Below are 19,365 nucleotides of genomic sequence, written 5' to 3' on the forward strand. Positions count from 1 at the left end.
AACTCGGAAGGAAGTGACGGAGCGGAAACGCTCAAACCTATGCGCCTATTTGAAGAGGATCATGTATACCAGCCATGGATGAAGCCGAAAGCGAAAGAAGAAGCCATCGTACAGGGGAGTTGCTATCGTTTTACCGTCTTGACGAGTCAATTGATTCGAATGGAGTACGCCGAGGACGGAATTTTTGAGGACCGGGCGACGCAAGTTGTTTGGAACCGGGACTTCGATGTTCCTACTTTTCGTGTGATTGAAGATGAGTCTGAACTGCAGATCATTACAGACCATGTCCATCTTTACTACACGAAAGGACCGTTCGCACCGAACACATTATACGTAGATGTGAAAGGGAACTTTAGCACATATTATAGCCGCTACACGTTCAATGGTCCGAAACGGACGTTGAAAGGGACAGCGCGAACGCTTGACCATGTGGATGGGGCGACGGAGCTCGAAGAAGGGATTCTGTCGAAACAGGGATACGCCGTCATCGACGACTCGACCTCGTTTCTCATGACCGAAGACCACTTTGTGGAACCGAGACGAAAAGGGATGCATGACTTGTACTACTTCGGCTACGGACATGACTATAAAACGGCGCTCCGAGACTTTTATCAGCTGACCGGACCGACACCGATGCTCCCGCGAAAAGCGCTCGGGAATTGGTGGAGTCGTTATTGGCGATATGATGAACTCGAATACAAAAACCTGATGAAACGATTCAAATCAGAAGACGTCCCGTTCTCGGTCAGCGTCATCGATATGGATTGGCATGTGACGGACGTACCGGAGGAGTACGGGAGCGGATGGACCGGCTACACTTGGAATAAGAATTTGTTCCCGGACCCGAAAGGCTTTTTGAAATGGTTGAAGGATGAAGAGATGATGGTCACGTTAAACTTGCATCCGGCGGACGGGGTGCGGGCGTTTGAGGAACAGTACGTGGCGATGGCGGAAGCGATGGGAATTGATCCCGAGACGAAAAACCGGATTCCGTTCGATTTTTCCGATAAGCAGTTCATCCAGGCTTATTTCGACCAGATGCACCACCCGCATGAGGCGGATGGCGTCGACTTTTGGTGGATCGATTGGCAGCAGGGGTCGACGTCGAAGATGGAAGGATTGGACCCGTTGTGGATGCTCAATCACTATCATGCCGTCGACATCGCGAGGGACGGAAAAAGACCGCTCATCTTCTCGCGGTATGCGGGTCCCGGCAGCCATCGTTACCCGGTCGGATTCTCAGGAGATACATTGATTTCTTGGGCATCGCTCGCATTCCAGCCATACTTTACTGCGACGGCATCAAACATCGGGTACGGCTGGTGGAGTCATGACATCGGTGGTCACTACCGCGGCTCAAAAGATGATGAGCTTGCCGCGCGTTGGGTCGCGTACGGGGTCTTCAGCCCGATCATGCGTCTCCATTCGACGTTTAGTATCTTTAACGGGAAAGAACCTTGGCGATTCGGTCTCGAGGCAGAGCGCTCGATGAAACAGTTCCTGCGCCTGCGTCACCAGCTCATCCCGTATCTGTATACGATGAACCGCCGAAACCATAAAGATGCGTTGCCGCTCATCTTGCCGATGTATATCGAGCATCCGGAGGACGACATCGCGTATGAGGTTCCGAACGAATATTATTTCGGTAGCGAGCTCGTCGTCTCACCGATTGTCGAACCGATGAACCGACAATTACACGTCGCCTCATCGAACGTTTGGTTACCGAAAGGTGACTGGTTCGACTTCTTCACCGGACATCGTTATGCCGGGAACAAGTCGATTCGCGTGTTCCGTTCGCTCGATGAGCAGGCCGTGTTCGCCAAAGCAGGAGCAATCGTACCGATGACGAAGCATCAGCCAGGGAGTAACGGGACACTGAACCCTTCCGAGTTGGAGGTGCTCCTGTTCCCGGGTGCGTCCAATACGTTCACGCTCTATGAGGATGAAGGGGAGAACCGGGATTATGAAAACGGTCGATTCGTCGAGACGACCTTTACGCTCGACTGGGACGAACGGAAACTGCACGTCCAAGTATCCGGAGATCAGACCTTGTTGCCTTCAGACCGGACCATCACCCTGCTCGTCCGCGGGGTGACGGGAGAAGGAGCGTACGACGTTGAGACGCAGACGCTTCGAATCGAACTAGGTAAGGTAGAATCAGAACGGATCGTGGAGTTACCAGTCGAGGTGACAGAGAATGCCCATCGTCTCGACCGTCTATACCGTTTCCTGGACCGGGCTGAAATCTCGTATGACCTGAAAGATCGCCTGTATCAGATGACAGCGGCAAAAACGCGTTTAGAGGCGTGGTTGTTCGATTTACACGCACTTGAACTCGAGCGTGACCTTCAAGATGCAATCATGGAACTGATGCTCGATTGACGGGAGAGGGGAAACCCTCTCTTTGTCATGTCAGAAAACTGTCGGAATTTGAAAGCGTTTTCAAAAAAAATTCCTTTATACTGAAGAGGAGAGATTTTTGTGGAAGCGAGGAAGTTGAGATGAGACGAAAATGGACGCTAGAAGATTTACGGCGGCTCCCTCTCTTTGAGACATGCCCGAGCCGGGAATTGGAGCAATTGCTCCCCTATGTGTATTGTCGGACTTACCGGAAAGGTCAACTCTTGTTCATGGAAGGGGACCCGAGGGAGCGCGTGTACTTCCTGATGAGCGGATATGTGAAGTTGGAGCGGCTAAACGAGAATGCGACCCATCAATATGCTGATTATTTGAAGCCGAAACAGTTCTTCCCTTATAACGGATTGTTTTCAGAACCGGGTTATCGTCACTCTGCCGAGGCCGTGACGGATATCGAAGTGATTTACATCCCGACCGACCGGTTCGAGCAATTTGTCTCACGTAACGCCACGATGTTGTTGTATGTCATCGGACAGATGAACCGGATCTTAGACCTTCACGAACGACGCGTTCAAGAAATCATCACACCGAGTGCGAGTGAACGTGTCATCAATACACTTCATTTCCTGATTGAAGACTTGGGCGAGCCGGATGAAAAAGGGGTGCGTGTCCGTTGTCCATTCACGGCTGTGGAAATATCCCGCTTATCCGGTACATCGCGTGAGACGGTATCCAGCATTTTATCGAAACTGCGGAAAGAGGAAATCTTGCAGATGGAAGCCCATCAACTGGTCATCGGGCACCCAGAATATTTTGAACAGGATTCAGTTTGACGCCACGCGATCGCGCTGGCGTCTTTTACATGTTCGGACGAGCGCAGGGTTCGCTTAGCTTGCAGACGTATTGTATAATTAGTGATGAATCTCACAAAGAGAAGACAGGGTTAGTAAAGAAAGGATGAACGCAGTGAAACGACTGCAAGCACTCGCGTTTGCTGAAAAACGGCATATGCTCGGCCTGGTGGTTTCTGCCATCATGATCGGGTTGTCGATTTTGGCGCAAGCTTATTTGATCGTCGACATCGTCGACCGCATATTTTTAAAAAAAGAATCCTTTGAATCGATTGTACCGGCGCTCGGTTGGCTCGTTCTGGCTCTACTGGTGCGGACCTTGTTCGGGTACGTCTCCGGCAGAATCGGAGCGAGTTTATCCGCGAAGGCAAAGCAATCGTTACGTCTTCAATTGATGGACCGTTATGCGACGAACCCGATGGAGTCCTCTTTATCCGGACAATCCGGGAGAAAGGTGAGCGTCTTTATGGACGCGGTCGATGAGGTGGATGCCTATTTCAGTCAATATTGGCCACAGGTGATCCAAACTTCCATCATCCCGCTCCTTATTCTCGTCGTTGTCTTTAGCCAACATTGGATCTCCGGGGTCATTATGATGGTGACGGCACCGTTTATCCCGCTCTTTTTCATTATCATCGGGATTGCGACCCAGAAAAAGTCGGAAGAACAGATGGAGAAGATGAACCAGTTCTCGGGTAAATTTTTAGATGTTCTTCAAGGATTGACGACGCTCAAACTGTACAACCGTACGGAATTGGAAGCGAAAGCGATTGAAAAAAGCAGTCTTGACTTCCGTGACGCGACGATGGTCGTCCTGAAGACCGCATTCCTTTCGGGATTGATGCTCGAACTGATCTCCATGCTGAGTACGGGGGTGGTGGCACTGGAAGTGGCACTCCAAATGGTCGTCTGGGAACGTCTGACGTTCTTCTCGGGCTTCCTCATCCTCGTTCTGGCACCAGAGTATTATTTGGCCATCAAGGACCTAGGAGGGGCCTTCCACACAGGACGAGGCAGTGTCGGGGCAGCCGAACGGATTTTTGAAGTACTCGATGCACCCGACGACCGGATGACATGGGGAGACGTGCAACTTGAAACGCGGACTCCGGACATCGAGTTGAAAGATGTCTCGTTTGAATATACAGGGGGGCGCTTCACGTTACAGGAGTTGAATGGCCACATTCCGTCCGGCACGCATCTCGCTCTCGTCGGCGCGAGTGGTTCCGGGAAAACGACCGTCTTGAATGTCTTGTCAGGACTTTTGAAGCCGAAAACCGGAGAGATTCGGGTCGATGGGAAAACACTTGAGTCTTACGATGAAAGCTCATGGTATGGAAACATCGCTTATATTTCACAAAACCCGTACTTGTTTGCCGGCACGTTGGCGGACAATATCGGACTCGGAGAAGTGGTCGAGGAAGAGGCGTTATGGGAAGCGGCGGCAGCGGCAGGTTTGACAGAGCTGATTGAAAAGTTGCCAAACGGTTTGCGAACAGAAATCGGAGAGGGTGGCTATGGGCTGTCCGGCGGGGAACGCCAACGGCTCGCGCTCGCCCGTGCATTTTTGAAACGACCGGGTATCCTGCTGTTCGATGAACCGACGACCGGACTGGATCTGAAGACCGAGCGCATCGTGCGTCAGTCGATGGAGACATTATCACAAGGGGCGACACTCATCACCGTCGCGCATCGCCTGCATACGATCAAAGAGGCGGATCGCATCTGGTTCATGGAAGACGGGATCCGGATTGCAGAAGGGACTCACGAACAGTTGCTTGGCGTCCCGCAATATGCCGAACTGTTTACGATTCAGAAAGGAGTGAGAGGATGAACTCGCTATGGACGATTACGAAATGGATGATGCGAGAGAAGAAAGACATCCTCCTCTCGATTTTCTTCGGCTATGCGGCAGGATTGGCCGCCGTGGCCTTGTTTGCGGCGAGTGGGTATCTCGTCTCGCGCGCCGGACTCGTGCCACCGCTCTATGCGCTCATGGTACCGGTCGTCCTGATCAAATTGTTCGGTGTCATCCGGGCAGGAAGCCGTTACCGTGAACGCCTGTCCTCACACCGGGCGACGTTCACGATTTTAAGTGAGCTGCGTGTCCGGTTTTATCGACAACTTGAACCACTCGTCCCGTCGATTTTTGCGAAGTATCGCAGCGGGGACTTGCTCGCCCGTGTCGTCGGGGACGTGGAGAGTCTGCAAAACTATTTTTTACGTGTGTTTTATCCACCGATCATTTTAGTGCTCGTCTTTTTAAGCACCATTTTCTTCGTCACGTACTTCTCGATTGCAGTGAGCGTCTGGATTCTTGTCGGGGTGCTTGTGACAGGCTTCTTGATTCCGCTCGGATTTGCCCGTGTCCGCGCCCGGCATGACCAAGCGATTCGGTCACTTCGAGGGGATGTCTCGACGCAGTTGACGGAAATGATGTACGGGTATCGCGATTTGAAACTTCATCACCGGCTCGATCGGACGAAGGAGGATATCCTTGAACGGAGCCATCGGTACATGGAAGCGGAACGACGTGATGCGACGAATCAATTTTTCTATTCTTCTCTGGTCGTGGCGGCGTCCCTCCTTGTTTCTTGGGGCGTATTGGCGATTGGGGCCTATCAAGCGGTCGAAGGGGATTTGAATGGCTTGTTCCTGGCGATGCTTGTGATGATGTCGCTCACGGCATTCGAGAATACGACGCCGATGGCCGTGTTCCCGGGTCATTTTGCAGATAGCAAACAAGCGGCGGACCGGCTGTTCGAAGTCGTGGAGCCGAGTGAGCACATGGTAGAAGCCGAATTGGCTCGAACCGACGTGACATTCACCGCAGCACCAGCCCTTTCATTTGAATCGGTTCGGTACCGGTACCCGAATACGCTTCGTGACGTCGTGCGGGATGTGACCTTGGAAATCCCGAGCGGAACGAAAACCGTCATCGTGGGACCGAGTGGTTCCGGGAAATCGACGCTTCTTCAACTGTTGCTCGCGTTCGTTCGAACGGAGGATGGTCAGATTTTGATTGAAGACCACCCGATTCAGGACGTGACCCAGCAGTCCATTTGGCATCATGCGAGTGTCGTGTTACAAGAAAATCACTTCTTTTACGGGACGGTGCGAGAGAACCTCGCCCTCTCCGGTGACTTTTCGGACCGTGAGCTCGAGGCAGCGCTGGAAAGGGTCAGGCTGCCGGTTGCGCTCGATGATCCAATTTTGGAAAAAGGTGCAAATCTATCAGGGGGCGAGCGACAACGCCTCGCGATTGCGCGGGCCCTCCTTAAAGACGGCTTGCTCTGGATATTGGACGAACCGACGTCGGCGCTCGACGCACGGACAGAGGCGGATGTATTCTCGGAATTGTTCCGCCAGGCGGGGGACAATACCCTCATCCTCGTCAGTCACCGTTTGACTGGATTGGAGCGGTTCGATCAAATCGTCGTGATGGAAGCCGGACGGGTAATAGAAACCGGATCTTATGAAGAACTGATGGCGAAGCGTGGAATGTTTTATGAGTTGAAACAAATCGAACGCGAAGTGTTCGCCTGACATGAAAAACGAGCGTCCCCGTCAACGGGGGCGCTCGTTTTGTTTTAATCCGTATGGATGCAACAAATGGGGATTGTCGCGTTGCTTTCAAAAAGTATGTCGTGGAGGGGGTCCACGTGGCGTGATGAGTTTGGGGAACGTACACGCCAAGCTCTTGAAGAGCTACATCCACAGTATAAATGATAACGATTATCATTGTCAACGAAGGGCGAAAAAATACCACAAACGACATACGTTTGTGGTAGCGAGTGTTCTGCTCAGTTTGAAGGCACGCCTTTTCGAACTGTAAATCGAATAAGGCTGAATAAATACCTCGTATAAAAGAGTGCAAATGCATAAAAAATCGCAATCACCGGAGACTGGAGTTCAATCCCGGGAATGTTCGTGAGAAACTCTAAGATCAGGACTGAGAACAATGCCACATATAGCCCGGCATCCAGATAAAGTGGCATCAACCGACCACGTTGGTGCCAAAATGTACGAATGAGCGGCGCGACAATCATCCCGATGATTCGTTCGGCGAACCCAATGCTGAGTACAGCAATGATGAAGGCTGGAACGGTGTGAAACGCCACGAGTTCCGGAAAGGCAAATCCAGAGATGAGAAGAAGTGGTCCGATGAAAATCATCATCGAAATCGATGTCCGTAAAAAGATGAACACATTTTGTTTAATCGATCGGACTCCCCCAAGAGCCGACTGTTGTAGTGTCTTTCCACGCTGATACTCGAGAGCGAATGCTCCCAAGAACATAATTCCAAATAAAGATAACCAAACTGACATGAACGATGCTTCCCCTTTTCTGACTAAATCACTGATGTATCTTGCTTATATAAACCAAAGTCTAGCCTAGTTTAACGATTCAATCAGAGAAAGTAAAGCGAGAGTGCACGAAAAAAATCCTCGCTTCACGACGTCACGAAGCGAGGATGAAACGATTGCGTCCTGATTCTTTTGCGTGGTATAACGCTTCGTCCGCATGTTTTAAGACACTGTCTGTCTCGATATCGTTCGAATGACAAGCACCAAGCGAAACCGTAATGTGTAACGTTCCTGCACTGGTTTCGAACGGGTAGGCTGAAACCTTTTCTCGAATAGATTCAGCAAGGTGTGACACTTCTGCGACATTCGCATGGGGCATAATAATTAAAAATTCTTCTCCACCGAATCGACCGACAAGGTGACGTTCCGCACTCTCCGATACGAGCAACATGCCGAGCTCACGCAACACATCGTCTCCGACATCGTGTCCATAGGTATCGTTCACGCGTTTGAAATGGTCGATGTCGACTAAAATCAATGCATATTCTTCTGCCTCGACCGTCAGATTCGCCATTGCCTCATTTAAAAGCCGGCGATTGGCAATTCCCGTCAACGCATCTGTACGTGCAAGTTGTTGCTGATGCTGCACACTTTCAAAATGTCGACGAAGCTCAAGCAATAAGCGGTACGCGGCGCACGCGCCGCCATATGACATAATGGTATAGACGATTAAAACAGGATAGAACAGGTTGGGCGGTAGGGCGAAATAGATCGCCGAACCGAAAATCGCAATACTGATTGTTGTGAAGATCAAAAGCGTACGGCGGGTATTATCCAACCATTTGCGAAGAATCCCGGTCGTCCCGACTAAAGCAACCATGGTCAAAATCGCAAGGTATAATCCAATCATCGCCCCATCGGTCAACGTGACGACGACAAACCGGCCGATGAGAAACAGGAGACCGGCGACTGCACCGCTGACCCAACCGCCGAACAAGACGGCGAGCATGATTGGGATGGCGCGTAAGTCAATCAGCACACCTTCGAGCGATAAAGCGTTGCCCAGAAGCAGTAAAGCGATCACTGCAGACTGTACGCCAAGTAAGACACGTCCTTTGAGCGGTGACTGGGGTGTCAATCTCGGACGGTTGCGGAAAGGTAAGAAAGAAATCGTGAAGAGTGTGAACAAGATACATAGGTTGATGAAGAAGGCATTCGTGATTGTGAGCATCGCAGCTCCCCCCTTATTCCGAATGGAAATATTTAGTTACAGTATAAATCATTTCATATTATATCGATAGTAATGAGTTGTTTTTATGGGGAATGCCCCCACAGATTATTCCCTTCTAACACTTCAAATCCCTTGTTTGCTTGAAGATTATGTGGATTCTTGCGCGAACAGTCCATCCTAAAATCGAAAGTTTGGTATGATATAAGAAAAGGAGGACTGTCCGTGCGTTACTGGGATCATTTTAAGCGAGCGTTTATTCCGATTGCGCTCATCTTGATTGGATTAGCGATCTTTTATACTTTATCGGCTCGAAATAATATGGCGTTGACCGTATTGGGGGCGGCTATCGTCGGTGTCATTTTATTTTTAGTGATGCGACATATGAATCAAGTCGAAGAAGATTGAAACGAGAACATTTGCCGTTCTCGTTTTTTGTTGTCTCGGAACATTTTCGGGTACATTACAAAGTAAGGAGGGGTTTATGATGGCAAAAGCGACATTTGCGGGAGGCTGTTTTTGGTGTATGGTCAAACCGTTTCATAAATATGAAGGGGTAGAGAAAGTCATCTCGGGATACACGGGAGGTCACGTCGACAATCCGACGTATCAGCAGGTGTGTTCGGAGACGACAGGTCATTTAGAAGCGGTCGAAATCACGTTTGACCCGGAAGTCATTTCTTATGAAGAGTTACTCCGAATCTATTGGCGTCAAATTGACCCGACCGACGGAGGCGGGCAATTCAACGACCGGGGCGAATCGTATCGTCCTGCGATTTTTTATCACTCGGAAGAACAACGGGATGCGGCAGAGCGTTCTAAACAGGAGGTCGAGGCATCGGGCCGTTTTGAACGTCCGATTGAAGTCGAGATTCGACCGGCGAAGACGTTTTGGGAGGCTGAGGACTATCACCAGGACTATTACAAAAAGAATCCGTTCCGTTACGAGATGTATCGCGTCGGGTCAGGCCGTGCCAAATTCATTAAAGAGGCATGGAGCGATAAGAAGCAACAGAAAGAATTACGGGAGCGCCTGACACCAATTCAGTATAAAGTGACGCAGGAGAACGGGACAGAGCCACCGTTTCGAAACGAGTATTGGGACGAGGAGCGAGAAGGATTGTATGTCGACATCATCGACGGCACCCCGCTCTTCACGTCTCATGACAAGTTTCAATCCAATTGTGGATGGCCGAGCTTCTCTCGACCGATTGAAGAGAAACGGGTCGATTTGAATATGGATACGACGCATCATATGGTGCGGACGGAAGTTCGGTCCAAGCACGCCGATAGTCACCTCGGGCACGTGTTTGACGACGGTCCGAAAGAGCTCGGCGGTCTGCGGTATTGCATCAACTCCGCGGCCTTACGCTTTATCCCGGTAGAAGAGCTCGAGGCAGAAGGGTACGGCGAATATAAACGATTGTTCGACCAGTGAAGGGGAGGACGGTATGTTCACAGCAATCAAGCAAGAGATTCGCAGTCAAACGATTGGAACCGTTCTCGACTTTTATGACCAGTCGATTCGGCACCTCTCTGAAGAGGCGAGGCGAGAAAAATACGCCAAGATGAGTACGAGTCCGTTCTCTTTCTTCCGGGGAAGTTCCCATCTGTTTTACTACGATTTCGCAAAGGTCCCGCTTGCCTTTGATACCGGACCATCCCACCCGACATTCATTCAAGGGGACTTACACTTTGAGAATTTCGGGGTGTTTGAGGACGGTGCGGGAACGATCATTTATGATGTGAACGACTTTGATGAGGCGTATATCGGCTCGTACTTGTTCGACTTGCTCCGGATGGCGGTCTCGGTGGACCTCTTTGCGGCGGAATCGGGATTCGATGGCAAGGCAGCCATCGAGACGTTTGCCAGTGCTTATGCGGATGCAATCGAGCAGCATGCTCGCGGGCAGAGTGAAGACATTCAGTTCACGAAGACGAATACGTGCAAAGCGATTAAGAAAGTAATCAAGAAAGCAGAGAAGAAAAAAGATGCATTTTTGGCGGAACGAACGGAAGTGCGGGATGAAGTCCGCTATTTTTCTACGAGTGAGGATTTGATTCCCGTCGACGAAGCGACACGAGAAAAAATCAAAGCGGCGTGGGGCAGTTATTTGTCGTCGTTATCCGACGCACATCGTCACCATGCCGATCATTACGCGATCAAAGACATCGCCATCAAATTGCAGAGCGGGACGGCATCGATCGGATTGGAACGGTACTATATTTTGATCGAGGGGGCAGATGACGAACACGACGAGGATGTCATCCTGGAGATGAAGGAAGCGCAGTCCGCTGTCCCTTCCTTGTTCCTGCCGACTCATCCGTTGTTCGAAGACGGGTTGTCCCACCAAGGTGCCCGTGTCGTCGCGGCGCAGCGGGTCATGGTGCATAGTCAAGACCCGTATCTCGGATACTTGACGATTGAAGAAAAGGAATATTACGTCCGTCAACGTTCTCCATACAAGCGTAAAGTGAAGGCAAAACATATAAAAGGTGAGGAATCGCTGATCGAGACGCTACGCGTTCAAGCGCAAATCACGGCTAAAATCCATGCGCGTGCGGATGCCAAGTCGAACGTGCTCGAATATGGTGCGAGTGAGCATATTAGTCAGGCGATCGGGTCATCAAAGTCGCTGTTTGTGCACCAACTATCGAGATGGGCGGATTTCTACGCCGCCCAGGTCCGGTTTGACTACAAAGCCTTTTTGAACTGGGTGGCATCGCGACCGAATGAATGACACTTGCGGAGGGAAAGGCAATTCCTGCACAATGGAAAGGAAAAGGATGTGTACGAACGATGATTACAGAACAACAAGTCATTGCCCGAATGCGTGAGGTGATGGCACAGATTGAATCGTCAAATGGTGAGGTACAAAAGCGTCATTTGGCCAAACTGATGGGCTATTGTGAACTGTTGCTGGCGGAAACAACAGAATCCCCGCAACCCCCAATACAAGCGGCCCCACAACAAGCGACCAAGCCACCGCTGGACCGTCAAATGGCGGCATTTCTCGGAATCCCGGTTGAAGAGGAAGAGAAACCAAAATCGGATTCGTTGCTGGATTTTTAAGTCATGCCCATGAGGCATGGCTTTTTTTAAAGGCATACGAATTGACTTATATACCATAGGGGGTATAATGGATGTATGACATTGAACAATGGAGGCGTAGACATGCTCGATTTTCTTTTTGTAGCCGTAGTGATCGGATTGATTTACTTTTGGTGGAGTCGTCGGAACAGCGTCAAGACTGTATCGACAGACGAATTGAGACGAAAAATCGCTGAAGAGCGAAACATTCAACTACTTGATGTACGTGAACCGCACGAATACCGTGGTGGGCATATCAAACAAGCGAAAAATGTTCCGTTGTCAGGTTTCGGAAATGCGCAAGCGAATTATCCGAAGGACAAAGAACGTCCGGTATATGTGATTTGTCAAAGTGGCATGCGCAGTCAACGGGCTGCGGCCATGTTGAAAAGTGCCGGCTATACAGATGTTTATTCGGTTAAAGGCGGAATGAGCTTCTGGCGCGGATGATGCAAACGGCTGAACAATACGTTCAGCCGTTTTTTTGTCACGACGTTTTCACTTTTGAATTTGAGGGGATTCTGCTACGGTAGGGGAAGAGTAAGAAGGAGGAGAACGAGACAATGGCAGTGATTTTGTTTGATATTGACGGAACATTGGTCGACACGACCGGTCCGATGACAAAGGCAATCCATGATGCGCTGGATGAGCTTCCACACTTACCAAAACCAAGCGAGGAAGCCGTACGCTCCGGATATGGATTGGCAGGAAATGCTTTCTGGGAGCATGTCATCCCGGAGGCGACACTCGAAGAGATTCGGCTCATTCGTAGACTTCGTCATACAACGTTAGAGAAATCAATTGAAGGTCAGAATGTCCTGTTTGATGGGATTCGAGAGCTGTTAGAAACCTTGCATGAGCAAGGGCACACGCTCACGACAGCGAGTAATTGCGGGGTCCATTACATGAACCTGATTTTGGATACACAGCAGATTCGCCAATATATGACCGCACCTGAATGTCTGGAGTCAGTCGGTGGCGAGAAAAAAGCGGACATTTTGACGACGCATCGGGTCCGTCACGGAGAGGCCGACTATATCATGGTCGGGGACCGCAAGTCCGATGTCGAAGCCGCACGTGCACATGATTTTCCGGTCGTCCTGACAGGGTTCGGCTTTGGAAATGAAGAAGAGTGGGCCATGGCTGACCATGTGATCCAAACGCCAAAAGATTTGATTGAGTGGATTAGCGCATAAAGAAAGGTCTGTCGCATCGTGCGACAGACCTTTTTTATAATCCGAGCGAGATATATTTTACTTCTAGAAACTCATCGATTCCGTGGTGTCCGCCTTCTCGACCAAGGCCACTTTCTTTCCACCCGCCAAACGGCGCCTGTGGTGTCGAAGGAAGACCGTCGTTTACCCCGACGATCCCATACTCGAGTGACTCGGCCAAATAGACGGCCTCGTTGATGTCTTGGGTGAACAAATAAGCGGCTAGGCCAAACGGCGTGTTGTTTGCGCGCTCGATGACTTCTTCGAGCGTATCGAACGTCGCAATCGGGGCGACCGGTCCGAACGTTTCCTCATTCATACAGAGCATGTCCTCGTTCGCGTATCGAATGACGGCGGGCCGAATAAACAGTCCTTCGATATGTTCACCACCCGACACTTCGCCTCCGCGAATTTCGGCGTCCTCGATATGCTTTTCGACTTTACTGAGCGCATCGTCATCAATCAACGGGCCGATATCGATGTCTTCGTCCAATCCGTTCCCGACGTTGAGTGCCTCCACTTCTTTGATGAATCGTTCCGAGAACTCGTCGACGATGTCACGTTGTACATAGAGGCGGTTCGCGCAGACGCATGTTTGCCCGCCATTTCGGAATTTCGTGGCGACGGCCTGCGGGACCGCTTTATCCAAGTCTGCTTTCGCTGTCACGATTAACGGGGCGTGCCCGCCGAGCTCGAGAGAAATCTTTTTCATCGTATCCGCAGCGTCACGCATGAGCATCTTCCCGACTTCCGTTGACCCGGTGAAGGTTAATTTCCGGACCCGGTGGTCTTGTTGCCACACGTTGACGATATCGGACGCCTTTCCTGTCACGAGATTGATGACGCCTTTCGGGAATCCGGCTTTCTCCGCCAGTTTGATGAGCTCGATTGCGGTAAGTGGTGTCGCCGAAGCGGGTTTCATGACGACCGTGCAACCGGCGGCGAGAGCGGGGGCGACTTTCCGGGTGATCATCGCGGCCGGGAAGTTCCAAGGTGTGATTGCGGCAATGACGCCGACCGGCTGTTTGATGGCGAGGATGCGCTTCGCATTCGACGAAGCGGGAATCGTTTCCCCGTACACCCGTCTTCCTTCACTGGCATACCAATCGATGAAGCCGTTTGCGTATTTGATTTCTCCGATGGCCTCTTTCAACGGTTTTCCTTGCTCCTCGACCATCGTTTTCGCAAGAGATTCTGTATGCTCGTCAATCAGACGATGCCATTCGTTTAATAAAGCCCCGCGTTCTTCGGCTGTTTTTGCCTGCCAGTCCTTCAGTGCATCGTAAGCCGCATCGACGGCTTGGCGGGCTTCTTTCGGTTCACTCTTGGTCACGACGGCCATCACGTTCCCGGTGGCCGGATTCCGCACCTCCAGCGTTTCTTCGGTTTCAATCCATTCCCCATTGATGAAGTTTTTCTCTTCACGCATTTTGATATCCCCTTTCCGAAAAATGCACAGCTAATTAGAGGATACCCGTTTTCCTGAAGCGTAAGACAGAATCCTCTCTCGGGATTGAAAGGTAAATTGCGGCTGTTTGATCAAAAAACCATCACCTCGTAAGGTGATGGTTCGGTCATACACGGAAATCCTGGCGCGCCAAGTGACGAATCTTACGGCCGATGCGCCTCGAATTGAAGTAGGTGAGAACAGCGACCACGCCACCCGACCAGAACAGCCAATCATCAGGCTGTACATAGCCGAGAAGTCCGACAAGAAGTCCGAGAATCATGAGCGCGGAGTTGAACGTTTGTCTATGGAGCAGTTCTTTTGATTCCAGCTCACGTTGGAACATCGCTTGTTCGGAAAGCCGCTTTCTTGTCGGTTCTTTTAAGTAATTATCCAGTAGCGGCGGGACATTCAATAATTTCTTCGCATAGTTGATCCCGGTCGTGACGTAACGGTTTTGCAACGTCGTCCCGTCTTCCTCGAGCCACTCGATGACAATCGGTTTGCCGAGTGTGAACAAATCGATTTTCGGGTCGAGGATTTGGAGGATTCCGAGTAAGGTCGAGGCGGCCCGGCCGAAAAAGGCGAATTCGGCGGGCAGTTGAATCGGCTCGTTCTTGACGAGCAGTTGGATATCCTGCAGCACCTTCTCAATCAATTTTGTATCGACGTTGTCGATATCGGTCTCTAAATAAAACGTGACGGCTTTTTCTAAGGCTTGCCGGATATTTTGTTTGTTCGCAGTCGGGAGAAGGAAGCGTAAATCCTCAAGTCCGTCAACGACGCTGTCATAGTCGAGCGAGATGAAGGCCTGAAGAATTTTACGGATCGTCGCCATGTCCTGTGAAGTAGTTTGACCGACCATACCGAAGTCGAGCAGGATGATGGTGCCGTCTGCCCGAATCTGGACGTTACCTGGATGGGGGTCCGCATGGAACTGCCCGCCAAAAAGAAGTTGTTCTGCGGCGAGGGTGAAGAGCCGTTCGGCCAGCGGTGTCCGCTCAATTCCGTGCTCTTTTAGAAAGGCAAGGTCGGTAATGCGGCGTGCATCGACCCAATCCATTGTCAAGACCCGGTTGGTGCATAGGTGGTCATGATAATCCGGGATGTACACATCCGGGTTATCTGCATATTTCGCTTTGAAATAAAGGGCATTTTTTAATTCGGTTTGAAAATTTAGCTCATCCCCGATGACAAAAATCATTTGACGATATAAGCTATCTAAGTCGGTTGATTTTGAGAGGGAAGTGCGCTTCAACATTGTCGTGACGATTCGCATGGCGCGGAAGTCGGTGCGGATGATTTTTTCGATGTTTGGGCGCTGGATTTTTAAGGCGACCCGCTTACCGTTTTCAAGTAACGTCGCCCCATATACTTCCCCGATTGAAGCGGAAGCGACGGCATCGATGCCGACGTCTTTCACGACTTGCGTATAAGGGACGCCCCATTCCGCTTCTAAGATCGCGCGTGATTTTTCCCAACCTGAAGACGGGACGCGGTCGACGAGTTCAGACAGCTCGTTCAAGACGGCAGGAGGCAGGAGATCGGCACGGATGGATAAGAACTGTCCGAGTTTGATCAACAAGCCCTCGAGCCGGAGTGCGTTTCGTTTATATTCACGGGCCAGCTTCAGCATGAGCGCCTCATACTCTTCTGTCGTGGCGAGCCCTTGCTGTTGCTTACGGGAAAAAGCGTAAAGCCGGATAATAAATCGGGCGAACATGGAGACGATAATCCATATACGGAACAAAGCGATTCGTTTCATAAACATACCGACATCCTTTACAACAGTCGCTCGACTGATCAGATTTTTTGTAACTTAACTTTACCATAGATTACGTGTCAGAAAGGGCAAGGGATGTTCATGGAGTGGGAATTACTAAACGTCGTCGGAACGATTGCGTTCGCGGCGAGCGGTGCCATCATTGCGATGGATGAGAAATACGATATTTTTGGGGTGTGGCTCCTCGCATTTATCACGGCCTTCGGCGGTGGTGCGATTCGAAACGTCCTGTTAGGGAACCCCGTCAGTTTGATTTGGCAACAAAACGACTTGTTTGTTTTATGTTTTCTTGTCGCGCTCCTCATCTTCCTGCTTCCGAGCGTCGTCTTGCCGCATTGGGAGCGCTGGGGGGTCATCGTCGACGCCATCGGTCTGGTCGCGTTTGCGTTTCAGGGAGCGCAAGTCGCGATTAAACTCGACCTTCCGCTATCGGCCGCGATTGCGGCGGCCGTATTAACCGGTGTTGGCGGTGGTGTCGTCCGCGACTTGTTGGCGGGGCGAAAACCACTCGTGCTGCAGTCGGAAGTGTATGCGATTTGGGCCATTTTGATTGCGGTCATCACCTATTACCTCAAACTGGAGGGTGGGCTGCCTGTATATGGTCTATTAATTGTCGTAGCGACGTTACGAGTGATATCCTACTATCGGAAGTGGAATTTACCAGCTCGCAGAGTGAGATAAGGGGGACATAGGATGAAAGGGTTGTTAATGATCGGTGCCGGGTTGATGGCACTTGGAGTGGCGTTCGGTGCGTTCGGTGCACATGCTTTGAAAGAGCGGTTGGCGCCAAATATGCTCGCCAATTGGCAGACGGGTGTGTTATACCATATGGTCCATGCACTTGGAATCATCGGGATTGCGTCGGTACTCATGCGCGTCAGTATCAGTCAATTTAACATCGCCGGTTGGCTCATGTTTGCCGGGATTGTATTCTTCTCAGGAAGTTTATATGTCATGGCGTTGACCGGTATTACAAAACTCGGTGCTGTCACACCGATTGGCGGAGTATTGTTCATCGCAGCCTGGGTTTTTGTCATCGTTGGCGCATTCAAATTATAAGACCGCAATCGAATAAAATGACCTGTCCCGAATCATGTTTCATTGATGAAAGGGGACAGGCTTTTTTTTATTCAACCTTCGCTCTTCATCTGCCGATAAATGGTAAAAGAAGAGAAAATGAAGGTGATTATTATTTGAAAATAAGGTAAAGTGTTTTCTTTTCTAATAAAACATTACGATAGCATTTCAAATATCGTGTTTTGATAACATATTGATAAATAAAGAGTTTTATCATTTCCTATGTATTTCCCAATTTTCAGCGTAATAAAATTGAAATATAACTTTAACAGGAAAATTTCTAGCAGTTAGATATAATTAGTTTTGTTGAATCTCAACTCTTTATCGTTTTTGTTACATACTGAAGCGATTGAAATAAGTAAGTTGTCTGGCGCACGGTTTTGTCATTTTAGAAAGGATGTACCCCGTTCATGAACTGGAAACGCACGGTATCGACACTCACACTCGGAGTGATGCTCATTGGCACGCACACGGTGGCGGATGCTTCGACCTCAATTAAAGAAAAGCAGGAACAACAAAAGAAAGTTCAAGAAAAACGTAACGATGTGAAGAAGAACCAGGCTGACACTTCTTCAAAAATCGAACAAAATAAGAGCGAAATCTCGAAGGTTCAAGCAGAAGTGAACAAAATGGACGCGCAATTGCAGGACATCATCAATGATGTCGCGATGAAGCGTCAAGAGATCAAGCGCACGGAAATGAAAATCGAGGATTTAGAGAAAGACATCAAGTCTTATCAGAAGAAGATGAAAGCGCAAGAAAACATGATGAAAGAACGAATGGCCACAATGCAAAAGAACGGTGGCGGTTCGATCAACTGGGCAGAATTCATCTTCGGTGCGAAGAACTTCTCCGACCTCGTCACGCGGATGATTTCAGCGGGAACGATTCAGCGCAATGACCAAGAATTGTTTGATGATTACGAAGCGACGCAAGCGTCTTTGAAAGCAGCGCAAGCGGACTTGAAAGAAGAACGTGAATCACTCGTAGAACAACAAAAAGTTCTCGAAGTCCGTCAATCTGAGCTCGAGAAGAAAATGAAAGAGCGCGAAGCGCGCATCAAAGAGCTCGAAGAGAAGAACATCAAGTTTGAAACACAAATCTTCGACCTTCAGGAAATCGAAGCGACGTTAGTGGCGCAAGAAGAGGCAATTGCTGCCGAAATCGAAGCACAACGCCGTGAGGAAGAAGAAGCTCGTCGCCGTGCTGAAGAAGCGGCACGCCAGGAAGCGGCGCGCAAGGCGGAAGAAGCGCGTCAAGCCGAGGCGGCACGAAAAGCTGAAGCAGCACGTAAGGCTGAAGCGGCTCGCCAAGCAGAAGCAGAGCGACAAGCGGCAGCGTCACGCCAATCAGAGGCGGCGCGTCAGGCAGAGGCAGCACGCCAAGCAGAGGCAGCACGTAAGGCTGAAGCGGCACGAAAAGCAGAAGCAGAGCGAAAAGCAGCGGCTGCGGCAGCTCAGAAAAAGCAGAGCAGTACTTCTAATACCCAGTCTTCTTCAACTTCAAACAAGACGACTCAAAGCAATGTGACGACTTCGACACCGGCTCCATCGAGTGCAATGTTCATCCAGCCGGCTTATGGCCGTTTCTCACAAGGTTGGGGACCGGCAAGTGGGGCGTATGGTTATTCGTTCCATAACGGAGCGGATATCGCAGGTCCTGTTGGTACGCCGATTCGTGCTTCAGCAACAGGTACGGTCATTCGTGCCGGATGGGGTGGTGCATATGGAAACCACGTCATGATTGCCCATGTCATCAATGGTCAAGTGTGGACGACAGTTTATGCGCATATGAGCTCGGTCTCAGTCAGTGCAGGACAACGTGTCACACAAGGAACGAATATCGGAGCTATGGGAAGTACAGGAAACTCGTCAGGTTCACACCTACACTTTGAAATTCATAAAGGCGGCTACTCTTACTCGGCAACGAGTGCAGGTAGCACGGTCAACCCGCGTCAGTTCTTCTGATCAACGACCCTTCAAGTCCCTTTCGATTGCGAAAGGGACTTTTTG

17 protein-coding genes are annotated in these 19,365 nt (G+C 50.3%); 13 read left to right on the top strand and 4 right to left on the bottom strand.

Annotated features, from left to right (window positions below):
- Positions 1-39: 39 nt before the first annotated feature.
- The 4 genes from KNP03_RS11670 to cydC all read left to right on the top strand — a co-directional run bounded on the left by KNP03_RS11670 (position 40) and on the right by cydC (position 6,752).
- Entirely contained in the window at positions 40-2,382 is a 2,343-nt protein-coding gene (locus KNP03_RS11670) for a glycoside hydrolase family 31 protein (RefSeq protein ID WP_214829460.1), read from the top strand.
- A gap of 119 nt (positions 2,383-2,501) precedes the next feature.
- A complete protein-coding gene (locus tag KNP03_RS11675; RefSeq protein WP_214829462.1) occupies positions 2,502-3,191 on the top strand; it encodes a Crp/Fnr family transcriptional regulator in 690 nt (229 codons plus the stop codon).
- A 124-nt stretch (positions 3,192-3,315) separates the two neighbouring features.
- On the top strand, positions 3,316-5,040 hold the full coding sequence (gene cydD, locus KNP03_RS11680) for a thiol reductant ABC exporter subunit CydD (protein ID WP_214829464.1): 1,725 nt from the start codon (positions 3,316-3,318) through the stop codon (positions 5,038-5,040).
- Positions 5,037-6,752 carry a thiol reductant ABC exporter subunit CydC gene (cydC, locus tag KNP03_RS11685; protein ID WP_214829465.1) on the top strand — a complete coding sequence of 572 codons (1,716 nt, stop codon included), beginning with the start codon at positions 5,037-5,039 and terminating at the stop codon, positions 6,750-6,752. Before cydD ends, cydC begins: the two co-directional genes overlap by 4 nt.
- 257 nt (positions 6,753-7,009) lie before the next feature.
- Here cydC and KNP03_RS11690 read toward each other — a convergent pair whose 3' ends face one another.
- Complete coding sequence (locus KNP03_RS11690; protein WP_214829466.1) at positions 7,010-7,534, bottom strand: hypothetical protein; 525 nt, start codon at positions 7,532-7,534, stop codon at positions 7,010-7,012.
- Between the two features lie 133 nt (positions 7,535-7,667).
- The gene (locus KNP03_RS11695; protein WP_214829467.1) at positions 7,668-8,744 is read right to left on the bottom strand and encodes a diguanylate cyclase; all 1,077 of its coding nucleotides are present in this window, start codon (positions 8,742-8,744) and stop codon (positions 7,668-7,670) included.
- Positions 8,745-8,966: 222 nt separating this feature from the next.
- Between KNP03_RS11695 and KNP03_RS11700 the strand changes: the two genes are divergently transcribed.
- From KNP03_RS11700 to KNP03_RS11725, 6 genes are all read left to right on the top strand, one after another.
- Complete coding sequence (locus KNP03_RS11700; RefSeq protein ID WP_214829468.1) at positions 8,967-9,149, top strand: hypothetical protein; 183 nt, start codon at positions 8,967-8,969, stop codon at positions 9,147-9,149.
- A gap of 79 nt (positions 9,150-9,228) precedes the next feature.
- On the top strand, positions 9,229-10,179 hold the full coding sequence (gene msrA, locus KNP03_RS11705) for a peptide-methionine (S)-S-oxide reductase MsrA (RefSeq protein ID WP_214829469.1): 951 nt from the start codon (positions 9,229-9,231) through the stop codon (positions 10,177-10,179).
- A 13-nt stretch (positions 10,180-10,192) separates the two neighbouring features.
- Complete coding sequence (locus tag KNP03_RS11710; RefSeq protein WP_214829470.1) at positions 10,193-11,482, top strand: DUF2252 domain-containing protein; 1,290 nt, start codon at positions 10,193-10,195, stop codon at positions 11,480-11,482.
- A gap of 59 nt (positions 11,483-11,541) precedes the next feature.
- Positions 11,542-11,814, top strand: a complete 273-nt coding sequence (locus tag KNP03_RS11715; RefSeq protein WP_214829471.1) for a DUF5327 family protein — start codon at positions 11,542-11,544, stop codon at positions 11,812-11,814.
- 102 nt (positions 11,815-11,916) lie between these two features.
- Positions 11,917-12,282, top strand: a complete 366-nt coding sequence (locus KNP03_RS11720; RefSeq protein ID WP_214829472.1) for a rhodanese-like domain-containing protein — start codon at positions 11,917-11,919, stop codon at positions 12,280-12,282.
- A 113-nt stretch (positions 12,283-12,395) separates the two neighbouring features.
- Positions 12,396-13,028 carry an HAD family hydrolase gene (locus KNP03_RS11725; RefSeq protein WP_214829473.1) on the top strand — a complete coding sequence of 211 codons (633 nt, stop codon included), beginning with the start codon at positions 12,396-12,398 and terminating at the stop codon, positions 13,026-13,028.
- A 34-nt stretch (positions 13,029-13,062) separates the two neighbouring features.
- On the opposite strand, the gene KNP03_RS11730 is transcribed toward KNP03_RS11725, so the two are convergent.
- Entirely contained in the window at positions 13,063-14,475 is a 1,413-nt protein-coding gene (locus tag KNP03_RS11730) for an NAD-dependent succinate-semialdehyde dehydrogenase (protein ID WP_214829474.1), read from the bottom strand.
- Between the two features lie 145 nt (positions 14,476-14,620).
- The gene (locus KNP03_RS11735; protein ID WP_214829475.1) at positions 14,621-16,258 is read right to left on the bottom strand and encodes an ABC1 kinase family protein; all 1,638 of its coding nucleotides are present in this window, start codon (positions 16,256-16,258) and stop codon (positions 14,621-14,623) included.
- A gap of 93 nt (positions 16,259-16,351) precedes the next feature.
- Here KNP03_RS11735 and KNP03_RS11740 point away from each other — a divergent pair, with 93 nt between their 5' ends.
- The 3 genes from KNP03_RS11740 (at position 16,352) to KNP03_RS11750 (ending at position 19,320) form a co-directional block, all read left to right on the top strand.
- Positions 16,352-16,957, top strand: a complete 606-nt coding sequence (locus KNP03_RS11740; RefSeq protein WP_214829477.1) for a trimeric intracellular cation channel family protein — start codon at positions 16,352-16,354, stop codon at positions 16,955-16,957.
- Positions 16,958-16,969: 12 nt separating this feature from the next.
- The gene (locus tag KNP03_RS11745; RefSeq protein WP_214829479.1) at positions 16,970-17,335 is read left to right on the top strand and encodes a DUF423 domain-containing protein; all 366 of its coding nucleotides are present in this window, start codon (positions 16,970-16,972) and stop codon (positions 17,333-17,335) included.
- 428 nt (positions 17,336-17,763) lie between these two features.
- Positions 17,764-19,320: a murein hydrolase activator EnvC family protein gene (locus tag KNP03_RS11750; RefSeq protein WP_214829481.1), complete on the top strand. Its 1,557-nt coding sequence runs from the start codon at positions 17,764-17,766 to the stop codon at positions 19,318-19,320.
- The last annotated feature ends 45 nt before the right edge of the window (positions 19,321-19,365 follow it).

The sequence above is a fragment of the Exiguobacterium algae genome, assembly GCF_018617875.1.
GTDB classification, from domain to species: domain Bacteria; phylum Bacillota; class Bacilli; order Exiguobacteriales; family Exiguobacteriaceae; genus Exiguobacterium; species Exiguobacterium algae.